Raw genomic sequence first — 17,237 nt, forward strand, 5'->3', positions numbered from 1 at the left:
GAGGGGCACTAATGGCATCGAAAAAGAAGCACCAGAACATTTATGCAAGCGCAGCCGCACGCTTGGCTGAGTATGAAGCTAAGCAGGGTCAAAACGAGGTTGCCAAAGCGCGCCGTAGTCGCGATAACCGCTTGGCACTAATTGTTTCTGCCGGCGCAGTGGTGTTGGCTGCCATTTTGCAACTCAGCTACTTTGGCTTCGGCCCGGGTCACGTGGCCAGCTCGCCAACCCCAAGCGCTAATGCTTCAGCTGCTCCAGCCCCTAGCGTTGCCGAATCTCGCACCTGGAACGGCACCATGAAAATCAACGGCGAGAGCCTTTCGGTCTCACTCGATGGCAAGAAGGCACCTCAGGCCGTTGCCAACTTCATCACCTTGGCCAAATCTGGCTTCTATAACGATGTCAGCTGTCACCGACTTACTACTGCAGGCATTTTTGTGTTGCAGTGTGGCGACCCTAAGGGGGATGGCACCGGTGGCCCGGGCTACTCATTCGGCCCAATCGAAAACGCACCGGCCGACAACGTCTACAAGACCGGCGTCTTGGCAATGGCTCGCCAGGGTGGCAACGCTGCCAGCATGGGCAGCCAGTTCTTCATCGTTTATAAAGACAGCCCGATTCCTGCGGATGCCGTTGGTGGCTACACCGTATTTGGTGAAATCACTAAGGGCTTGGACTCACTTCAGCCGATCATTAAGGCCGGCGTTGCCGATGGTGGCAGTGATGGCAAGCCAAAGGTCGAAACAAAGCTCGGCGCCATCAGCCTAAAATAAAACTAAGCGTATTCACGGACACCAAACTCAGGAGCCTCAAGTGTCAACAACCACTAATTCATTCGGTCGCGTCGATTCAGAAAACAACGTTTATGTGACCGAGTCTGGCTCCGAGCGCAAAGTTGGTCAGTACCCAAACGTGCCAGCCGCCGATGCACTCGCTTATTTTGAGCGCAAGTTTGCCGACATCGAAGCACAGGTTCGAATTCTCGAGCAGCGTGTGGCAAACAAGGTTGACGCTCACGGTTTGAAGAAGGCAGCGCAAAAGCTTGCCGAAGAATTAAAAGAACCAGCAGCAGTTGGCGACATTGCCGACCTTCGCCGTCGCGTTTCAAACCTTGACACAAAGATTGCAGCGTTAGTTGCTGAGAAGCACGAATCTTCAAAAGAAGCAACCGCCGAGGCAATTGCTAAGCGCACCGAGATTGTGACCAAGGCCGAAGCAATCGCTAACCAAGACACCACAAAAACCCAGTGGAAAAATTCAACTGTTGAACTGACTGCTCTTTTCGAAGAGTGGCAAGCCGTTCAGAAAAATGGCCCAAAGGTTTCTAAGTCTGAAGCAGATGCACTTTGGAAGCGCTTCTCGAGTGCACGCACTCGCTTTGAAGGAAACAAGCGCCAGTACTTCGCAGGCCTAGACGCTGTCACCAAGGCAGCAAAGTCAAAGAAGGCCGACATCGTTGCCCGCGCAGAAGCTTTGGTTTCTAAGGGTGCCGATGCAGTTGTTGAATATCGCAAACTGCTTGATGAGTGGAAGGCCAGCGGCCGCACTCCTGGCAAATCAGACGACGCCATGTGGGCTCAGTTCAAGGCAGCCGGAGATGCAATCTATTCTGCTAAGTCAGAGCAGGTTGCGGTTGAAAGCGTTGAATATGCTGCAAACCTAGAGACCAAACTTGCACTGCTTAAAGAAGCAGAGCAGATTGACCCAACCAAGAATCTTGCTGAAGCAAAGAAGCAACTTGCAGCGGTGCAGACCAAGTGGGAAAAAGCCGGCAAGGTTCCTAAAGAGAAGCTTCGCGAGACCGAAGACAAACTTCGTGCAATTGAAGCCAAGGTTCGCAAGGTTGAAGAAGACGAGTGGCGCAAGAGTGACCCTGAGGTTATTGAGCGTTCAAACGGCGTTCTTGCTCAACTTGAAGACTCGATCAAGAAGCTTGAGGCAGATCTAGCTAAAGCAACTGCAGCTAAAGACGCCAAGAAGACTGCCGCTGCAACCGAAGCCCTAGCCGCACGCAAGGCATGGCTTGAAGTTGTTAAAGCTTCAATGGCCTAAGCATTTATTTACGAACTAACTCGATACACGTCGTAGACGGCTTCGATTCGACGCACCGCATTTAGCAAGTGCTCAAGCACTGCCGGGTCGCCCATCTCAAATACAAATCTGCTGAGTGCGACTCGGTCGTTTCTGGTTGAAACCGAAGCCGACAAAATGTTCACGTGATGCTCGGAAAGCACACGGGTGACATCACTAAGCAAACCTGCGCGATCGAGCGCTTCAATTTGAATCTGAACCAAGAACAAGGTCTTTGAAGTTGGCGCCCAACTTACTTCCATCAAACGCTCTGGTTCGTGCTTTAGTTCTTCAACGTTCTTACAGTCTTCACGGTGAACCGAAACGCCACTGCCGCGAGTTACGAATCCGATAATTTTGTCACCTGGCACTGGCGTGCAGCAACGGGCCAATTTAACCAACACATCGGCGTCGCCCTTTACCAAGATACCTGAGTCGGTAGAGCGCTGACGGTTGATGCTTCGTGGAGAAGATGGAAGCGTGAATTCAGTTTCATCAACGTCTTCTGCGTTGATTGCTGCGGTTAGCTTCTCAACCACCGATTGCGCAGATGTGTGGTTGTCACCAATTGCGGCATACAGACCGGCAACGTCTGGAAACCGCAACTCCCCCGCTAGTTTCACAAGTTCATCGGCAGCCATCAGCTTTTGCAGCGGAAGGTTTTGCTTGCGCATTGCCTTGGCAAGCATTTCTTTACCTTGCTCAATGGCATCGTCACGTCGACCAACTGCAAACCATTGCTTGATTTTTGCTCGTGCACGTGGCGACTTAACAAAGTTCAACCAGTCTTTGCTCGGGCCAGCATCCTCAGACTTCGAAGTGAAAATTTCTACAACGTCACCAGACTGCAATGCTGTTTCGAGTGGCACCAGGCGGCCATTAACTTTGGCGCCCATGGTGCGGTGGCCAACCTCGGTGTGCACCGTGTAGGCAAAGTCAACCGGGGTCGCTCCGCTTGGCAAGCCGATGACCTTGCCCTTCGGTGTGAATACATAAACTTCTTTGGCACCAATTTCAAAACGAAGCGAGTCCAAGAACTCGGATGGGTCTTGAGTCTCAGCTTGCCAATCGGTGAGGTGCTTTAGCCAGGCTAGATCTTCATCCTTAGTGGCCTCGGTTTTGCCAACCTGCTCCTTGTATTTCCAGTGAGCCGCCACACCATATTCGGCACGCTGGTGCATTTCGAAGGTGCGAATTTGAATTTCCACTGGACGACCAGCGGGGCCAATAACTGTGGTGTGCAGCGATTGATAGAGGTTGAACTTTGGCATTGCGATGTAATCTTTGAAGCGCCCTGGCACTGGCGACCAGCGTGCGTGGATTGCACCAAGAACTGCGTAGCAATCTTTGACATCGGCTACCAAAACACGAATGCCAACGAGGTCATAGATGTCGTCAAATTCGCGACCACGCACCACCATCTTCTGGTAAATCGAGTAATACTGCTTTGGTCGGCCGGCTACCTTGCCCTTGATTCGAGCATCGCGCAGATCAGATTCGATAGCGCTAATCACGCTCTCGATGAACTCTTCGCGCTTAGGCGTGCGCTGCTTTACAAGGTTGACGATTTCTTCATAAACCTTCGGATACAACACTGAGAAGGAAATATCCTCAAGCTCCCACTTGATGGTGTTGATGCCAAGTCGGTGCGCGAGCGGTGCATAAATCTCAAGGGTCTCTTGAGCCTTGCGCTTGGCTGATTCTTCGGGAACAAAGCCCCAGGTGCGAGCATTGTGAAGACGGTCTGCCAGTTTGATTACCAGAACACGGATGTCTTTTGACATCGCGACAACCATTTTGCGAACAGTTTCAGCTTGGGCATGGTCGCCAAACTTTACTTTGTCGAGTTTGGTGACGCCATCAACCAACATGGCAACTTCTTCACCAAAGTCTTTGCGCAGTTGCTCTAGTGAATAGTCGGTGTCTTCTACGGTGTCATGCAGCAGTGCCGCGGCGAGTGTGATTGGCCCAATGCCCAATTCGGCCAAGATCAACGTGACGGCAAGTGGGTGCGTGATGTAAGGCTCACCAGATTTGCGCTTTTGTGGTCGGTGAGCTTCCTCAGCAACCGCAAACGCACGATCAATAATCGAGATGTCGGCTTTGGGGTGATTGGCGCGAACCAAACGAATGATCTCGTTTAGCTCTGCGGCGTAAGGCCCACTTCTGGCAAACAAACGCGGCAAGCGTGATCGCAGTGTTGCGATGCTGCCGGTTGGTGTTGCGTCACTCACTTCGGGCCAATCTCTCTGTGCAGAACAGCCTACAAGTCGCGCTTAGCAATGAGCGCTAGTTGGCTGCTGCAACCTTTTTTGCCGCCTTGCGGAACTTTGCTTCACCTTCACGAAGGTGACTGTAAAGCGGCGCAGCAATAAAGATTGTTGAGTAGGTGCCCACGATCATACCCACGAACAAAGCCAAAGCGATGTCGCGCAAGGTTCCGGCACCCAGAAGAGCAGAGCCCACGAACAAAATCGAAGCAACCGGAAGAATCGCAACCACTGAGGTGTTGATCGAACGGACCAAGGTCTGGTTAATTGCGTAGTTAACCTGCTGAGCAAAAGTTGTTGTCTCGCTGAATTCGACCTCGAAGGTGTTTTCGCGAATCTTGTCGAAGACCACCACTGTGTCGTAAAGCGAGTATCCGAGGATGGTCAAGAAACCAATAACAGCGGCCGGGGTTACTTCAAAGCCGGTGGCTCCGTAGATTCCAGCCGTGATTACCAAGTCGTGCACCAGTGCAATAACTGCAGCAAGTGACATCTTGATTGTGCGGAAGTAAAGCGCCATCAGCACTGCGGCTAGTGCGATGAAAACCAAAAGGCCGTTGATGGCCTTGCCAGTTACATCCGCACCCCAGTTTGCGCCGATGAATGAGCTAGCGACTGCGCCGCTCTTCACGTCATAGGCCTTGGCCAGCGCAACACGAACCTCTTCAGACTTCACGTCGGTAAGTTGTTCGGTCTGCACACGAATTGCATCGGTGCCTACGTTGGTTACCAGAGGGTCAATGTTTGCTTCAACCGAGTGCACTGCATCAATAGCAAGCTGCTGAGAGGTGTTGCTCGCGCCTGAAACGCGGAACTCTGAACCACCACGGAATTCAATTCCGAAGTTGAAGCCACCGCGTGCAATTGGCAGCACAACTGCCAAAATAACCATCACAACGGCAATCGAGTAGTAAACCTTGCGCTTGCCGATGAAATCGAATGAACGCTTTCCGGTGTATAGGTCGTTACCGAAATCACTGAACTTAGACATTAGTTGTTCTCCCCTGCCTTGTTGGCAGAATTTGCTTGAGCAGCTTTGCGCTCAGCGATGGTTTGACGCTTGTTTGCTTCTTTAGAGGCCTTAGCAACCTTGGCTGCCGACAAGCTTGCTGAGGTTCGGAACTGGCCGCGACCTACATAACCCGCTGCGCCAAGTGCTTTTGAATCAAAGCCAGACCAAGGGTGGCCCGAGCTAAAGAAACGAGTCTTTGCTAGCAACTGCAAGATCGGGTGGGTGAAGATCATTGCCACACCAAGGTCCACCAATGTGGTTAGACCAAGAGTGAAGGCGAATCCGCGAACGTTTCCTACGGTAAGCGCATAAAGCACAACCGCAGCAAGCAAGCTAACGCCACCAGAAACCAGAATGGTGCGAATAGCGCGCTTCCAACCCTGATCAACCGCCGCGCCTAGTGTGCGACCGTCACGAATTTCATCACGAACGCGCTCGAAGTAAACAATGAACGAGTCGGCGGTAATACCGATGGCCACAATCAAACCGGCAACACCGGCCAGCGATAGGCGGTAGCCCTGACGCCAAGCCAATAGCGAGATAAATAGGTAAACCAGGATCGCTGCAACTACCAGCGAACCAATGGTGACCACTGCAAGGCCGCGGTATTGGAACAGTGAGTAGATAACCACTAGCAAGAGGCCAATGGCTCCAGCAAGAAGGCCTGATGAAAGCTGCTCTGAACCCAAGGTTGCCGAGATGTTCTCTTGGCTCTGAACCTCAAAACCAATTGGCAACGAACCATACTTCAGCTGATCAGCCAAAGACTTTGAAGAGTCCTTGTCAAAGCTTCCGGTGATTTGTGCGCTTCCGTTGCTGATAACTGCGTTAGTGGTTGGCGCAACAATTACGTAGCCATCTAAAGTCACAGCAAAACGGTTCAACGGTTCTTTTTGCGGGTAAAGCCTTGAAGTTACATCTGCAAACTTCTTGGTGCCGGCGTCGTTGAAGTCTAGGTTTACTGCCCAGGTGTTTGTTGATGCACCGGTAGAAGAAGTAACTGTTCCGGCGTTTGCATCTGAAATGTCAGAGCCTTCAATTTCAACCGGGCCAAGCACGAACTTCTCGTAGCCGTTTACATCACAGGTGACTAGCTCCTTGGTTGGGTCATCAACTTGCCCCGGAGTGCGGAAAGCAGTTGAACAGTCTAGCTTGTCGAAGATCTGCTGGGTCGTGCCGGTAGGTGGAGCAACCGGAGCGGCAGAAGTCGAAGGTGACGGTGATGCACCCACGGTTGCTGAGGCGCTCTGCGATGACTGCAAAACCGGACGGAACTCAAGCTTCGCGCTTGAGCGAATTAGCTTCAATGTGTTTTCGTCTGGAACACCTGGAATCTCAACGATGATGTTGTTGTTTCCCTGAGTTTTAACTGAAGCTTCGCTTACACCGCTGGCGTCAACACGCTGACGAATGATTGCCACTGCCTGAGACAACTGTTGTTCGGTAACTGTCTTGCCGTCTTCTAGCAACGGAGCAAGAATAATTTGGGTACCGCCCTGAAGGTCAAGCGCAAGCTTTGGTGCAAATGATGCACCAGCGTTTGTGACAGAACCTAGGCCAATGATGCCGGCTAAGCCAACAATCAAAACGCCCAGCCAGGTAAGGCGCTTGCGAGCGCTCTTGGTTACAGATGAATCAGACACAGGAAATCCTTAGAGGGTATTAGTTGGCAGCTGGCTTGTTTGCAGCAGGCTTCTTAGCTGCTGGCTTAGCGGCCGGCTTCTTTGCTGCAGGCTTTGCAGCAGCAGGCTTAGCGGCCGGCTTCTTTGCTGCAGGCTTAACTGCAGCCTTAGCAGCGGCAGCTGGCTTCTCAGCAACAACTGGCTTTGCGTTTAGGTCAACAGTGCGCACGGCACCCTTTAGAACGGCGATCTTTACACCAGGAGTGGTCTCAACAACCAAACGGTCGTCTGACTGTGAAACTACGGTGCCAACGATTCCGCTGTAAAGAATTACTGAAGCGCCAACTTTAACGCTGTCTAGAAGTGCCTGAGCAGCCTTCTTGCGCTTGCGTGAGCTTAGGAACATGAAAACGATCATTACGGCAAGAGCTGCAAAGAGGAACAAATCTGTGGGCTGCATCAGGACCTAACTTTTTGGGTAAAAGACTATAAATACGACAAGAGACGCAACTGCGCCTCATCCGCTCAATTATAGGTCAATACCCTTGTCAGCCTCTTCAGCAGGCGCGTTTTGACCAAGGTGTCGAAAGCCCGCGGATGTCGCCTGGCGACCCCTAGAGGTGCGTGCAATTAGACCTTTTCGAAGCAAAAACGGTTCAACTACTGCCTCAATGGTGTCTTGCTCTTCTCCAACCGCCACAGCAAGGGTTGATAGGCCAACCGGCTTGCCGGCAAATCGATTCACCAAGACATCGAGAATTGCTTGGTCTAGGCGGTCAAGGCCTAAATCGTCTACTTCATAAAGCTTCAGCGCGCCCTGGGCATCGGCCAATGAGATTGACTCATGGCCCTTAACCAAGGCAAAGTCGCGCACGCGACGAAGCAATCGATTGGCGATTCTTGGTGTGCCGCGGCTTCGAATTGAGATCTCGGTAAGGGCTTGATTTTCAATCTGCAGGCCAAGCTTGTCGGCGGCACGCGCCAAAACCTGCGCCAATTCGCTGTCTTCATAAAACTCGAGGTGAGCCGTGAATCCGAATCGATCGCGAAGTGGGTTCGGCAGCATGCCCGAACGAGTGGTTGCGCCCACCAAAGTAAACGGAGCTAGGTCAAGAGGAATCGAGGTTGCCCCCGGCCCCTTGCCCACCATCACATCGATGCGGAAGTCTTCCATTGCCAAATAGAGCATTTCTTCGGCAGAGCGAGCCATGCGATGAATTTCGTCGATAAACAAAATTTCACCCGGTGCTAGTGATGACAAAACAGCTGCCAAGTCACCCGCGTGCTGGATAGTTGGCCCGCTGGTCAATCGGAGCGGTCGACCGCTTTCGTGAGCCACGATCATGGCCAAGGTGGTTTTGCCAAGTCCCGGAGGGCCCGCCAACAAAATGTGATCGGCCGTGCGGTTTTGAATTTTGGCAGCTTCGAGCAACAACGAAAGTTGGGCTCGAACTTTGTGCTGGCCGACAAATTCAGAAAGTGACTTGGGTCGCAGTGCCGATTCAAAAGCCAACTCGTTATCGGCTGCCAATGGAGAAGTCTCGTCACTCATCGGTTGCCCCAACCGATTTCGAAGCACCTAGTTGAGCAAGAGCTGCACGCAGCAACTCATCGGTTGACAAATCACCATCACGTGAGGCAACTGCTACCGCTTGCTCGGCAAGGCGCTCAGGCCATCCGAGGCCAGTGATTGCGGCAATCACGGTGGCCGAATTCGAGCTCTCTTCGGTGTAATTGATTGCCACACCGCTGATCTGCAATTTGCCAGCAAGTGTGAGCGTAATTAGTTTCGCGGTTTTTGGCCCAATGCCACTGACAGCTTTAAACACTGAGTCTTGGTCGTTAACTACGGCCGACTTGATGGCGTCAACCGAAAGCTGCGCAAGCACCGCAAGCGCCGATTTGGGGCCAACGCCGGTTACTGAACGTAGCAGGTCAAAAATTTGCTGCTCTTCAGATGTGACGAAGGCAAAGAGAGTGTGGGAATCTTCGCGAATAATCAGCGAAGTGAAAACTAGTGATTCAGAACCAAGCGAAAGCGAGCGGAGGGTTGCTGGTGTGGCATGAACTTGATAGCCCACCCCGCCTACTTCGAGCACAGCGGTGCTGGCCTCAATGGCCATAACAATTCCGCGCAATGATGCAATCACTGCATAAGACTAACTAACGGCGCTTCGAAGCACTGGCAGCGCGCTCGGCGGCGTGCCAAGCCTTTTGGGCTCCAGTCATTTCCCCGGATGGCGTTGCCGTTGATCCAGCCGCACGCCAAGCGTGACAAATTGCAATTGCCAAACTGTCGGCGGCATCGGCAGGCTTTGGCACTTCCGCTAGCCCAAGAATTTTTGCAACCATCGCACCAACCTGAGCTTTCGCGGCACGGCCTGAACCGGTGACGGCAAGTTTGACCTCGGTTGGAGTGTGCAGATAAACAGGAATTTCGGCCTGATGAGCAAGCATCAAAACTACGCCGCTAATTTGAGCGGTACCCATTACCGAGCGCACGTTTTGCTGTGAAAAAACTCGTTCTAATGCAATTGCTTGGGGCTTTGATTCGGCGATCAGTTGCTGAAGGCGAACTCCAATTGAACCCACGCGTTCACTTAACTCGAGATCTGCCGAACTTGTGAATGTGTCAACCGAAATAAGACTTACTTTGCGAGAGGCGCCAAGCTCGATAACTCCAACACCGCATCTGGTGAGACCTGGGTCAATACCAAGAATGCGCATTGGCTGTTAGTCGTTTTCTAGTTCTGCAAGAACCTCAGGAGTCATGTCGAAGTTTGAATACACGTTCTGAACTTCTTCACAGTCTTCAAGAGCGTCGATCAATTCAATAACCTTGCGAGCGGTGTCTGCATCAACCTGAATTGGCATGCCAGAGATGAACTCAACATCTGCAGACTCATAGTCGATGCCTGCAGCCTGCAAAGCGGTTCGCACGGCAACCATGTCGCTCGGGTCGGTGGTCAAAACAAACTGCTCGCCGCGGTCTTCGATGTCTTCAACGCCAACCTCCAGAACAGCTTCAAGAATGCTGTCTTCAGAAACGCCGTCAGCTTTGGCAACCACAATTACACCCTTGCGGCTGAACTGATATGAAACGCTGCCAGGGTCGGCCATGGTTCCGTGGTGACGAGAAACAGCGAGGCGCACTTCGGCAGCCGCACGGTTTTTGTTATCGGTCAAACATTCAATGAGAACAGCAACGCCGTTAGGGCCATAACCCTCATACATGATGTTCTGATATTCAACTGCGTCTGCGCCAACACCAGAGCCACGCTTGATGGCACGTTCGATGTTGTCGTTTGGCAATGAGCTTTTGCGGCCTTTTTGAACTGCGTCATAAAGGGTTGGGTTGCCGTCGATGTCTGGGCCACCTAGGCGTGCAGCAACTTCAATGTTCTTGATGAGCTTGGCAAAAAGTTTTGCACGACGACCATCGATTACTGCTTTTTTGTGTTTGGTCGTTGCCCATTTGGAGTGGCCAGACATGATGCTCCTAGATTGCGAAAAAGATTTCTCTAAGTTTAGAGCAAAGGCGATTAGGCATTTTTGATCTGGCGCACAAAGAGCTCGTGAATGCGGGTCTCCCCCGCAACCTCAGGGTGAAACGAGATGCCCAAGGCATTGTTTTGACGCACACCAACGATGCGGCCATCATCAAGCTTTGAAAGCACCTCAACACCAGCGCCTACCCGATCAACAATCGGGGCGCGAATAAAAGCCGCGTGTACCAAGCCGTCAACGCCTGCGAACTCGAGATCGGCTTCGAACGAATCTAATTGGTGACCAAAGGCGTTGCGACGAACTGAGACGTCGAGGCCACCAAAGCCTGCTTGGCCAGGAATGCCGTCAAGAATTTCTTCGGCCAACATGATCAAACCTGCGCAGGTTCCAAAGACCGGAAATCCGTTGTGAATTTTGTTTTTGATCGGCTCAAACAAATCGTAAGCAACGGCAAGTTTTTGCATCACCGTGGATTCGCCGCCGGGAATTATCAGCCCAGAAACTTTTTCAAGTTCAGAGATGCGGCGAACTTCAATCGACTCAACACCAATTGCATGCAAGGTTGCCGCGTGCTCGCGAAAGTCTCCTTGCAGCGCTAGAACGCCAACCGTTAGTGACAATTACCAGCCGCGATCAGCCAGACGGTGAGGTGCCGGCAAGTCAGAAACGTTAATGCCAACCATGGCCTCTCCCAAACCACGGCTGACCTGCGCCAATACATCTGGGTCATTGAAGAATGTTGTGGCCTTTACCACTGCCTTCGCGCGCGCTGCAGGGTCGCCAGACTTAAAGATTCCTGAACCAACAAATACGCCGTCGGCTCCCATCTGCATCATGAGAGCTGCATCGGCAGGAGTTGCAACACCGCCGGCAACAAACATCACGACAGGGAGTTTGCCTGAGGCGGCAACTTCGCGAACCAATTCATACGGTGCCTGAAGCTCTTTAGCCGCAACATAAAGCTCGTCTTCTGACTTTGCAGCCAGCGCACGAATTTCACCGCTGATTGTGCGAATGTGCTTCATAGCTTCAGAAACGTCACCGGTACCGGCTTCACCCTTTGAACGAATCATCGCTGCACCTTCGGTGATGCGACGAAGCGCTTCACCAAGGTTGGTGGCACCACAAACAAAAGGAACATCGAAGTTCCACTTGTTGATGTGGTTTACGTAATCAGCCGGGCTCAATACTTCTGACTCGTCAATGTAGTCAACCTTTAGCGACTGCAAGATTTGCGCTTCAACAAAGTGGCCAATGCGAGCCTTTGCCATCACTGGAATCGACACAGCACTGATGATGCTGTCAATCATGTCTGGGTCGCTCATGCGAGAAACACCACCCTGGGCGCGAATGTCTGCGGGAACACGCTCAAGGGCCATTACGGCAACAGCGCCAGCATCCTCGGCAATTTTTGCTTGCTCAACGTTTACTACGTCCATGATTACGCCACCCTTGAGCATCTCGGCAAGGCCGCGCTTTACAAGTGGGGTACCGGTCACAGGTTTTGAAGTTTGGGCATCAGTCATAGTGTCAAGTGTAAACCTTGCTCTGCGACGGTGCTAAACACTACGAAACAGAAGACCAGCTTTGCGCAATCTGCTCGCGCACTTCACCAAGAAGTCTTGGTAATGCCTTGGTTTCGGCAATGATCGGGAAGAAGTTTGCATCATTACGCCAGCGCGGCACGATGTGTTGGTGAAGATGCGCGGCAATTCCAGCGCCAGCAACCTCGCCCTGGTTCATCCCAAGGTTAAAACCGTGAGCCCCGGATACCTTGCTGAGAACCCTCATGGCCTGCTGGGTAATTTCACCAATCTCGGCAACTTCTTCTGGTGTTGCCAGATCGTAGGTAGAGATGTGGCGATAAGGGCAGACCAAGAGGTGGCCCGAGTTGTATGGGTAGAGATTCAACAGAGCATATGCGGTTTTGCCACGGTAAACGATCAGGCTCTCTTCATCTGACTTATTGACGGCAAGGCAAAATGGGCACTCGTGATCAGCAGGTTGTTGGCCGTGCTGAATGTAAACCAAACGGTGCGGAGTCCACAGGTGCTGAAACGCATTCGGCACTCCAGGAAGTTCTGAAGACAACTCAACGCGTGGCTCAGACATTTTTAGACCTGAACCTTGTCATCGATGGCCTTCAGAATTCGAGCCACAGCTTCAGCAACTGGAATTCCGTTTTCTTGCGAACCATCACGGAAGCGGAAACTCACAGCACCGGCAGCTTGGTCGTTCTCACCAGCAATCAGCATGAACGGAACCTTTGCCATGGTGTGGTTGCGAATCTTCTTTTGCATGCGGTCATCTGAATCATCTACCTGCGCACGCACACCATGCTTGCGTAATTCACCAACAATGTCGTGAAGGTATTCAGAGAATGCTTCAGCGATTGGAACTGCAACAACCTGAACCGGAGCCAACCAAGGCGGAAAGTGACCCGCGTAGTGCTCGGTTAGCACACCGAAGAAACGCTCAACCGAACCGAACAACGCACGGTGAATCATTACTGGACGCTGCTTGGTTCCATCCTGAGTGGTGTATTCAAGATCGAATCGTTCTGGCAAGTTAAAGTCCAGTTGAATGGTCGACATCTGCCAGGTGCGACCGATTGCGTCACGGGCCTGCACCGAAATCTTTGGACCATAGAAGGCAGCGCCTCCTGGGTCTGGCACCAGTTCGAGTCCGGAATCCGAGGCTACTTGCTCAAGGGTTTCGGTTGCGGTCTTCCAAATTTCATCGCTGCCCACAAACTTTGGATTTCCGTCTTCCTTGGTCGAAAGCTCAAGGTAGAAATCGTTTAGGCCATAGTCCTTTAGCAAATCAAGCACGAACTTCAACACATCGGTTAGTTCTTGCTTCATGCTTTCTTGAGTCACGAACAAGTGAGCGTCATCTTGGGTCAAACCGCGCACGCGAGTTAGACCGTGCAGCACACCGCTCTTTTCGTTGCGGTAAACAGTGCCGAATTCAAACATGCGCAACGGCAGATCGCGATATGAACGTGGTTGGCTGCGGTAAATCAAAATGTGGAAAGGGCAGTTCATTGGCTTTAGGTAGTAATCCTGACCAACTTTTTTAACGTTGCCTTCGTCATCCAATTCTTCATCCATGCGAATCGGCGGAAACATTCCGTCGGCATAGGTTTGCAAGTGACCTGAAATTTCAAAGAGGTTGCTCTTCGAAATGTGTGGAGAGTAAACGAAGTCATAGCCAGACTCTTCGTGGCGCTTGCGTGAGTAGTCCTCCATCACCCGACGCATGATGCCGCCCTTTGGGTGGAACACGGCAAGACCAGAACCAATTTCTTCTGGGAAAGAGAAAAGATCTAGGTCAACACCAAGGCGACGGTGGTCGCGGCGGGCTGCTTCTTCAAGACGCTCTTGGTGAGCGCGAAGCTCATCTTTGCTTGGCCAAGCAGTGCCATAAACACGCTGAAGCTGCTTGTTGTTTTCATTGCCTCGCCAGTAGGCAGATGCCAAACGAGTTAGCGCAAAGCCGTTGCCAATCATGCGAGTGTTTGGCAGGTGAGGGCCACGGCAAAGGTCGCGCCAAACTGTGTCGCCAGATTGCGGGTCAACGTTGTCGTAAATGGTCAGCTCGCCGGCGCCAACCTCGGCGGCGCCTTCGCCAACATCGCCACCCTTTAAACCAATCAGTTCAAGCTTGTATGGCTCGTTGGCTAGCTCAACTCGAGCGTCACCGTCGTTGGTTACGCGACGCATGAAACGCTGGCCCGAACGAATGATTCGCTCCATGGCCTTTTCAAGGGCCTTGATGTCTTCGGGGGTAAACGGGTTCTCAACGTCAAAGTCGTAGTAAAAGCCATCTTTGATTGGAGGCCCAATTCCCAACTTGGCTTCTGGATTGATGCTCTGCACGGCCTGAGCCAAAACGTGAGCGGCCGAGTGACGCAAGATGTTTAGGCCATCCGGGGATGAAATGTCAACACCTTCAATGACGTCGCCATCGGCAATTTTGTGGGCTAGGTCGCGCAATTCACCATTTACGCGCTGCGCAACGATGGTCTTTGTCGTGAAAAGGCCAAAACCATCGGCTCCTGGCGCGGCCTCAACCGGCGCTCCGTCAACAGTCAGCTTTAGAACAGACACAACAAACCTCGTCTAAGTAATCAATAGAGCAATCCTACTTCTTGAACTTAGGCGAGCCTTGCTGGACTCAGCGCCGTTGCTGGTGTTTTCTGGTGCTTATGACTACACCAGCCAGCAAGAAAACAGACCTAAACAAGCTCGACGAAGAAATCATGGCTAGCCAGGAATTTCAGCGAAGCACCATGGCAGCCAAACTTAACTGGCTTCGAGCCGGTGTGCTTGGCGCTAACGACGGAATTGTTTCCACCGCAGGCCTAGTAATGGGTGTTGCTGGCGCAACCACCAACTCTGGAGCGATCTTGATTGCCGGGGTTGCTGGCTTGGTTGCCGGCTCGATCTCGATGGCAGGTGGCGAATACACCTCGGTTAGCGCGCAAAAAGACAGCGAAAAGGCCGCACTCGACAAAGAGCGCCAAGAACTTGCCGATAACCCTGAAATGGAGCTTCGCGAACTGGCTTGGTTTTATGAGCAGAAGGGTCTTTCACTTGAGTCTGCAATGCAGGTAGCTAAAGAACTAACTGCTAAGGATGCCCTCAAGGCCCACGCAGAGGCCGAACTTGGCATTGACTCCGAGGCACACGCGAGCCCAGGCCAAGCCGCACTCGCATCATTCGTGGCATTTGCCGGCGGCTCGCTTCTACCTTTGCTTGCGGTCACAGGCCCTTGGATCGAATTCCGTATTCAAGTCACCGTGGTGGCAGTGGTTGCATCGCTGGCCATCACTGGCTATGTGGGCGCAAAAATCGGTGGAGCCAAGTCTGGCAAGGCAATTATTCGCAACGTGCTTGTGAGCCTATTAACCATGGCAACCACCTACGGCATTGGTTTGCTAGTCGGCCAGAACGTCTAAGTTCTTAGAGAAAGTTATGCTTGCCTAGTGAGCAATCCAAAGGTAATCGACGTCGTTCTTATTGGCGGTGGCATCATGAGTGCCACCTTGGCAACATTTCTAAAGTTGCTAAACCCAAAACTTGAGATCCAAATTTTTGAACGATTAGAAGCAACCGCTCTAGAGAGCTCATTCGCCTGGAACAACGCAGGCACCGGTCACGCTGCATTGTGTGAGCTCAACTACATGCCTGACTCAAAAGATGGCAGCTTGCCTAGCGCGACCAAAGCTATCGAAATCAACGAACAGTTTCAGTTAAGCCGTCAATTTTGGTCTTACTTGGTAGAGCAGGGAATTCTTAAGAATTCAGATTTCATCAACGCAACGCCACACATGACTTTTGTACACGGCGCAAAGAATGTTGATTACCTTTCACGACGCTTCGAGGCGTTGAAGAACCAGCCACTTTTTGCTGGCATGCAATTCAGCACCGATTCCAAAGTCATTGGGCACTGGGCGCCGCTTTTGACCGCTGGTCGCAAACCCGGCGAACCAATTGCAGCTACCAGAATTGAATCTGGCACCGACGTTGACTTTGGTTCAATCACCAACCAGCTCTTCGACTGGCTAACCGAAAATGGCGCGAAGTTACACACCTCACACGAGGTGAAGGGGCTTGAGCGCAACGATGATGGTTCTTGGAACATCACGGCCCAAAACTTGCGCAATACCCGCATGCACTTTGTGAATGCCAAATTCGTTTTTGTTGGCGCAGGCGGTTGGGCACTCAAGCTGTTGCAAAAATCTGGAATCGAAGAAGCCAAGGGCTACGGCACTTTTCCGGTGGGTGGCCAATGGCTGCGCACCGACAACCCTGCTTTGGTTAAGCAACACCAAGCGAAGGTTTACAGCCAGGCTTCGGTTGGTGCTCCCCCAATGTCTGTGCCTCACCTTGACACCCGTGTGGTTGATGGCAAAACCAGTTTGTTGTTTGGCCCATACGCCACCGCTAATCCGAAGTTTTTGAAGAATGGTTCGCTATTAGATTTGCCGGCATCTTTGCGACCATCGAATTTAATTCCATACATCGCAGTTGGCCTAAGCAACTTTGGCTTGATTAAGTATTTGGTTGGCGAACTTCTAAAGAGCAAATCAAAGAAATTTGAATCGCTGCTTGAATTTGTGCCGAATGCAAAAGCAAAGGATTGGCAATTGCTTGACGCTGGTCAACGCGCGCAGGTAATTAAGAAAGATGCAGTGAAGGGTGGCGTGCTTCAGTTTGGCACCGAAGTAATTACCTCGGCAGACGGCTCAATCTCAGGTCTGCTTGGCGCCTCACCAGGCGCTTCAACAGCTGTGCACGTGATGCTTCAAGTGCTTGAGCGCAGCTTTCCAAAAGAATTCAAGAAGTGGTCAAAAGAACTGAAGACATTCATTCCGAGTTTTGGCACCAAATTGAATGCCGACCCAACCAAGGCCGCAGAATCTTTGGCCTCAACTGCCAAAGTCCTCGGCATCAAATAATCCTTAAACGAATAATCCCGAAGCCAATGGTTTCGGGATTTTTTGTTTGTGACGTTATCGGTCACTGGTTCGGAGGATGTTTGGTGGTCGATACTGGGATCGAACTAGCAAATTCAATGACAGTTGAATTTGGAGGTCACGTTTTTCGATCGTATCGATACCAAGGAAATTGGTGGTCGATACTGGGATCGAACTAGCAAATTCAATGACAGTTGAATTTGGAGGTCACGTTTTTCGATCGTATCGATACCAAGGAAATTGGTGGTCGATACTGGGATCGAACTAGCAAA

The 17,237-nt window shown here is 51.8% G+C and carries 16 protein-coding genes; 4 read left to right on the forward strand and 12 right to left on the reverse strand.

What is annotated here, in order from left to right:
• Positions 1-11: 11 nt before the first annotated feature.
• Together Q0L28_RS03690 and Q0L28_RS03695 are read left to right on the forward strand one after the other, a co-directional pair.
• The gene (locus tag Q0L28_RS03690; RefSeq protein ID WP_296631773.1) at positions 12-773 is read left to right on the forward strand and encodes a peptidylprolyl isomerase; all 762 of its coding nucleotides are present in this window, start codon (positions 12-14) and stop codon (positions 771-773) included.
• 40 nt (positions 774-813) lie between these two features.
• On the forward strand, positions 814-2,052 hold the full coding sequence (locus Q0L28_RS03695; protein WP_296631776.1) for a DUF349 domain-containing protein: 1,239 nt from the start codon (positions 814-816) through the stop codon (positions 2,050-2,052).
• Between the two features lie 8 nt (positions 2,053-2,060).
• Here Q0L28_RS03695 and Q0L28_RS03700 read toward each other — a convergent pair whose 3' ends face one another.
• The 12 genes from Q0L28_RS03700 to thrS all read right to left on the reverse strand — a co-directional run bounded on the left by Q0L28_RS03700 (position 2,061) and on the right by thrS (position 14,593).
• Positions 2,061-4,304, reverse strand: coding sequence for a bifunctional (p)ppGpp synthetase/guanosine-3',5'-bis(diphosphate) 3'-pyrophosphohydrolase (locus tag Q0L28_RS03700; protein WP_296631779.1), 2,244 nt, complete (start codon positions 4,302-4,304; stop codon positions 2,061-2,063).
• A gap of 55 nt (positions 4,305-4,359) precedes the next feature.
• Positions 4,360-5,331, reverse strand: coding sequence for a protein translocase subunit SecF (gene secF, locus Q0L28_RS03705; protein ID WP_296631782.1), 972 nt, complete (start codon positions 5,329-5,331; stop codon positions 4,360-4,362).
• Positions 5,331-6,995: a protein translocase subunit SecD gene (gene secD / locus Q0L28_RS03710; protein WP_296631784.1), complete on the reverse strand. Its 1,665-nt coding sequence runs from the start codon at positions 6,993-6,995 to the stop codon at positions 5,331-5,333. The genes secF and secD overlap by 1 nt, the downstream gene beginning before the upstream one ends.
• 19 nt (positions 6,996-7,014) lie before the next feature.
• Positions 7,015-7,434, reverse strand: a complete 420-nt coding sequence (gene yajC, locus Q0L28_RS03715) for a preprotein translocase subunit YajC (RefSeq protein WP_296631786.1) — start codon at positions 7,432-7,434, stop codon at positions 7,015-7,017.
• A gap of 69 nt (positions 7,435-7,503) precedes the next feature.
• Positions 7,504-8,526, reverse strand: coding sequence for a Holliday junction branch migration DNA helicase RuvB (gene ruvB / locus Q0L28_RS03720; protein ID WP_296631789.1), 1,023 nt, complete (start codon positions 8,524-8,526; stop codon positions 7,504-7,506).
• A complete protein-coding gene (ruvA, locus tag Q0L28_RS03725) occupies positions 8,519-9,124 on the reverse strand; it encodes a Holliday junction branch migration protein RuvA (RefSeq protein WP_296631791.1) in 606 nt (201 codons plus the stop codon). Before ruvA ends, ruvB begins: the two co-directional genes overlap by 8 nt.
• 13 nt (positions 9,125-9,137) lie before the next feature.
• Positions 9,138-9,701 carry a crossover junction endodeoxyribonuclease RuvC gene (gene ruvC, locus Q0L28_RS03730; RefSeq protein ID WP_296631794.1) on the reverse strand — a complete coding sequence of 188 codons (564 nt, stop codon included), beginning with the start codon at positions 9,699-9,701 and terminating at the stop codon, positions 9,138-9,140.
• A gap of 6 nt (positions 9,702-9,707) precedes the next feature.
• Positions 9,708-10,466, reverse strand: coding sequence for a YebC/PmpR family DNA-binding transcriptional regulator (locus Q0L28_RS03735; RefSeq protein WP_296631797.1), 759 nt, complete (start codon positions 10,464-10,466; stop codon positions 9,708-9,710).
• 50 nt (positions 10,467-10,516) lie between these two features.
• Positions 10,517-11,101 (reverse strand): pyridoxal 5'-phosphate synthase glutaminase subunit PdxT, encoded by a 585-nt coding sequence (pdxT, locus tag Q0L28_RS03740; RefSeq protein WP_296631799.1) that lies wholly within the window; start codon positions 11,099-11,101, stop codon positions 10,517-10,519.
• The gene (pdxS, locus tag Q0L28_RS03745; protein ID WP_296631803.1) at positions 11,102-12,007 is read right to left on the reverse strand and encodes a pyridoxal 5'-phosphate synthase lyase subunit PdxS; all 906 of its coding nucleotides are present in this window, start codon (positions 12,005-12,007) and stop codon (positions 11,102-11,104) included.
• 40 nt (positions 12,008-12,047) lie between these two features.
• Positions 12,048-12,593, reverse strand: coding sequence for an HIT domain-containing protein (locus Q0L28_RS03750; protein ID WP_296631807.1), 546 nt, complete (start codon positions 12,591-12,593; stop codon positions 12,048-12,050).
• A gap of 2 nt (positions 12,594-12,595) precedes the next feature.
• Positions 12,596-14,593, reverse strand: a complete 1,998-nt coding sequence (gene thrS, locus Q0L28_RS03755) for a threonine--tRNA ligase (protein ID WP_296631810.1) — start codon at positions 14,591-14,593, stop codon at positions 12,596-12,598.
• Between the two features lie 98 nt (positions 14,594-14,691).
• Between thrS and Q0L28_RS03760 the strand changes: the two genes are divergently transcribed.
• Positions 14,692-15,444, forward strand: coding sequence for a VIT family protein (locus Q0L28_RS03760; protein ID WP_296631813.1), 753 nt, complete (start codon positions 14,692-14,694; stop codon positions 15,442-15,444).
• Between the two features lie 27 nt (positions 15,445-15,471).
• On the forward strand, positions 15,472-16,947 hold the full coding sequence (gene mqo, locus Q0L28_RS03765) for a malate dehydrogenase (quinone) (protein WP_296631816.1): 1,476 nt from the start codon (positions 15,472-15,474) through the stop codon (positions 16,945-16,947).
• Positions 16,948-17,237: the final 290 nt, after the last annotated feature.

The organism is Rhodoluna sp., assembly GCF_024639375.1.
Taxonomy (GTDB): domain Bacteria; phylum Actinomycetota; class Actinomycetes; order Actinomycetales; family Microbacteriaceae; genus Rhodoluna.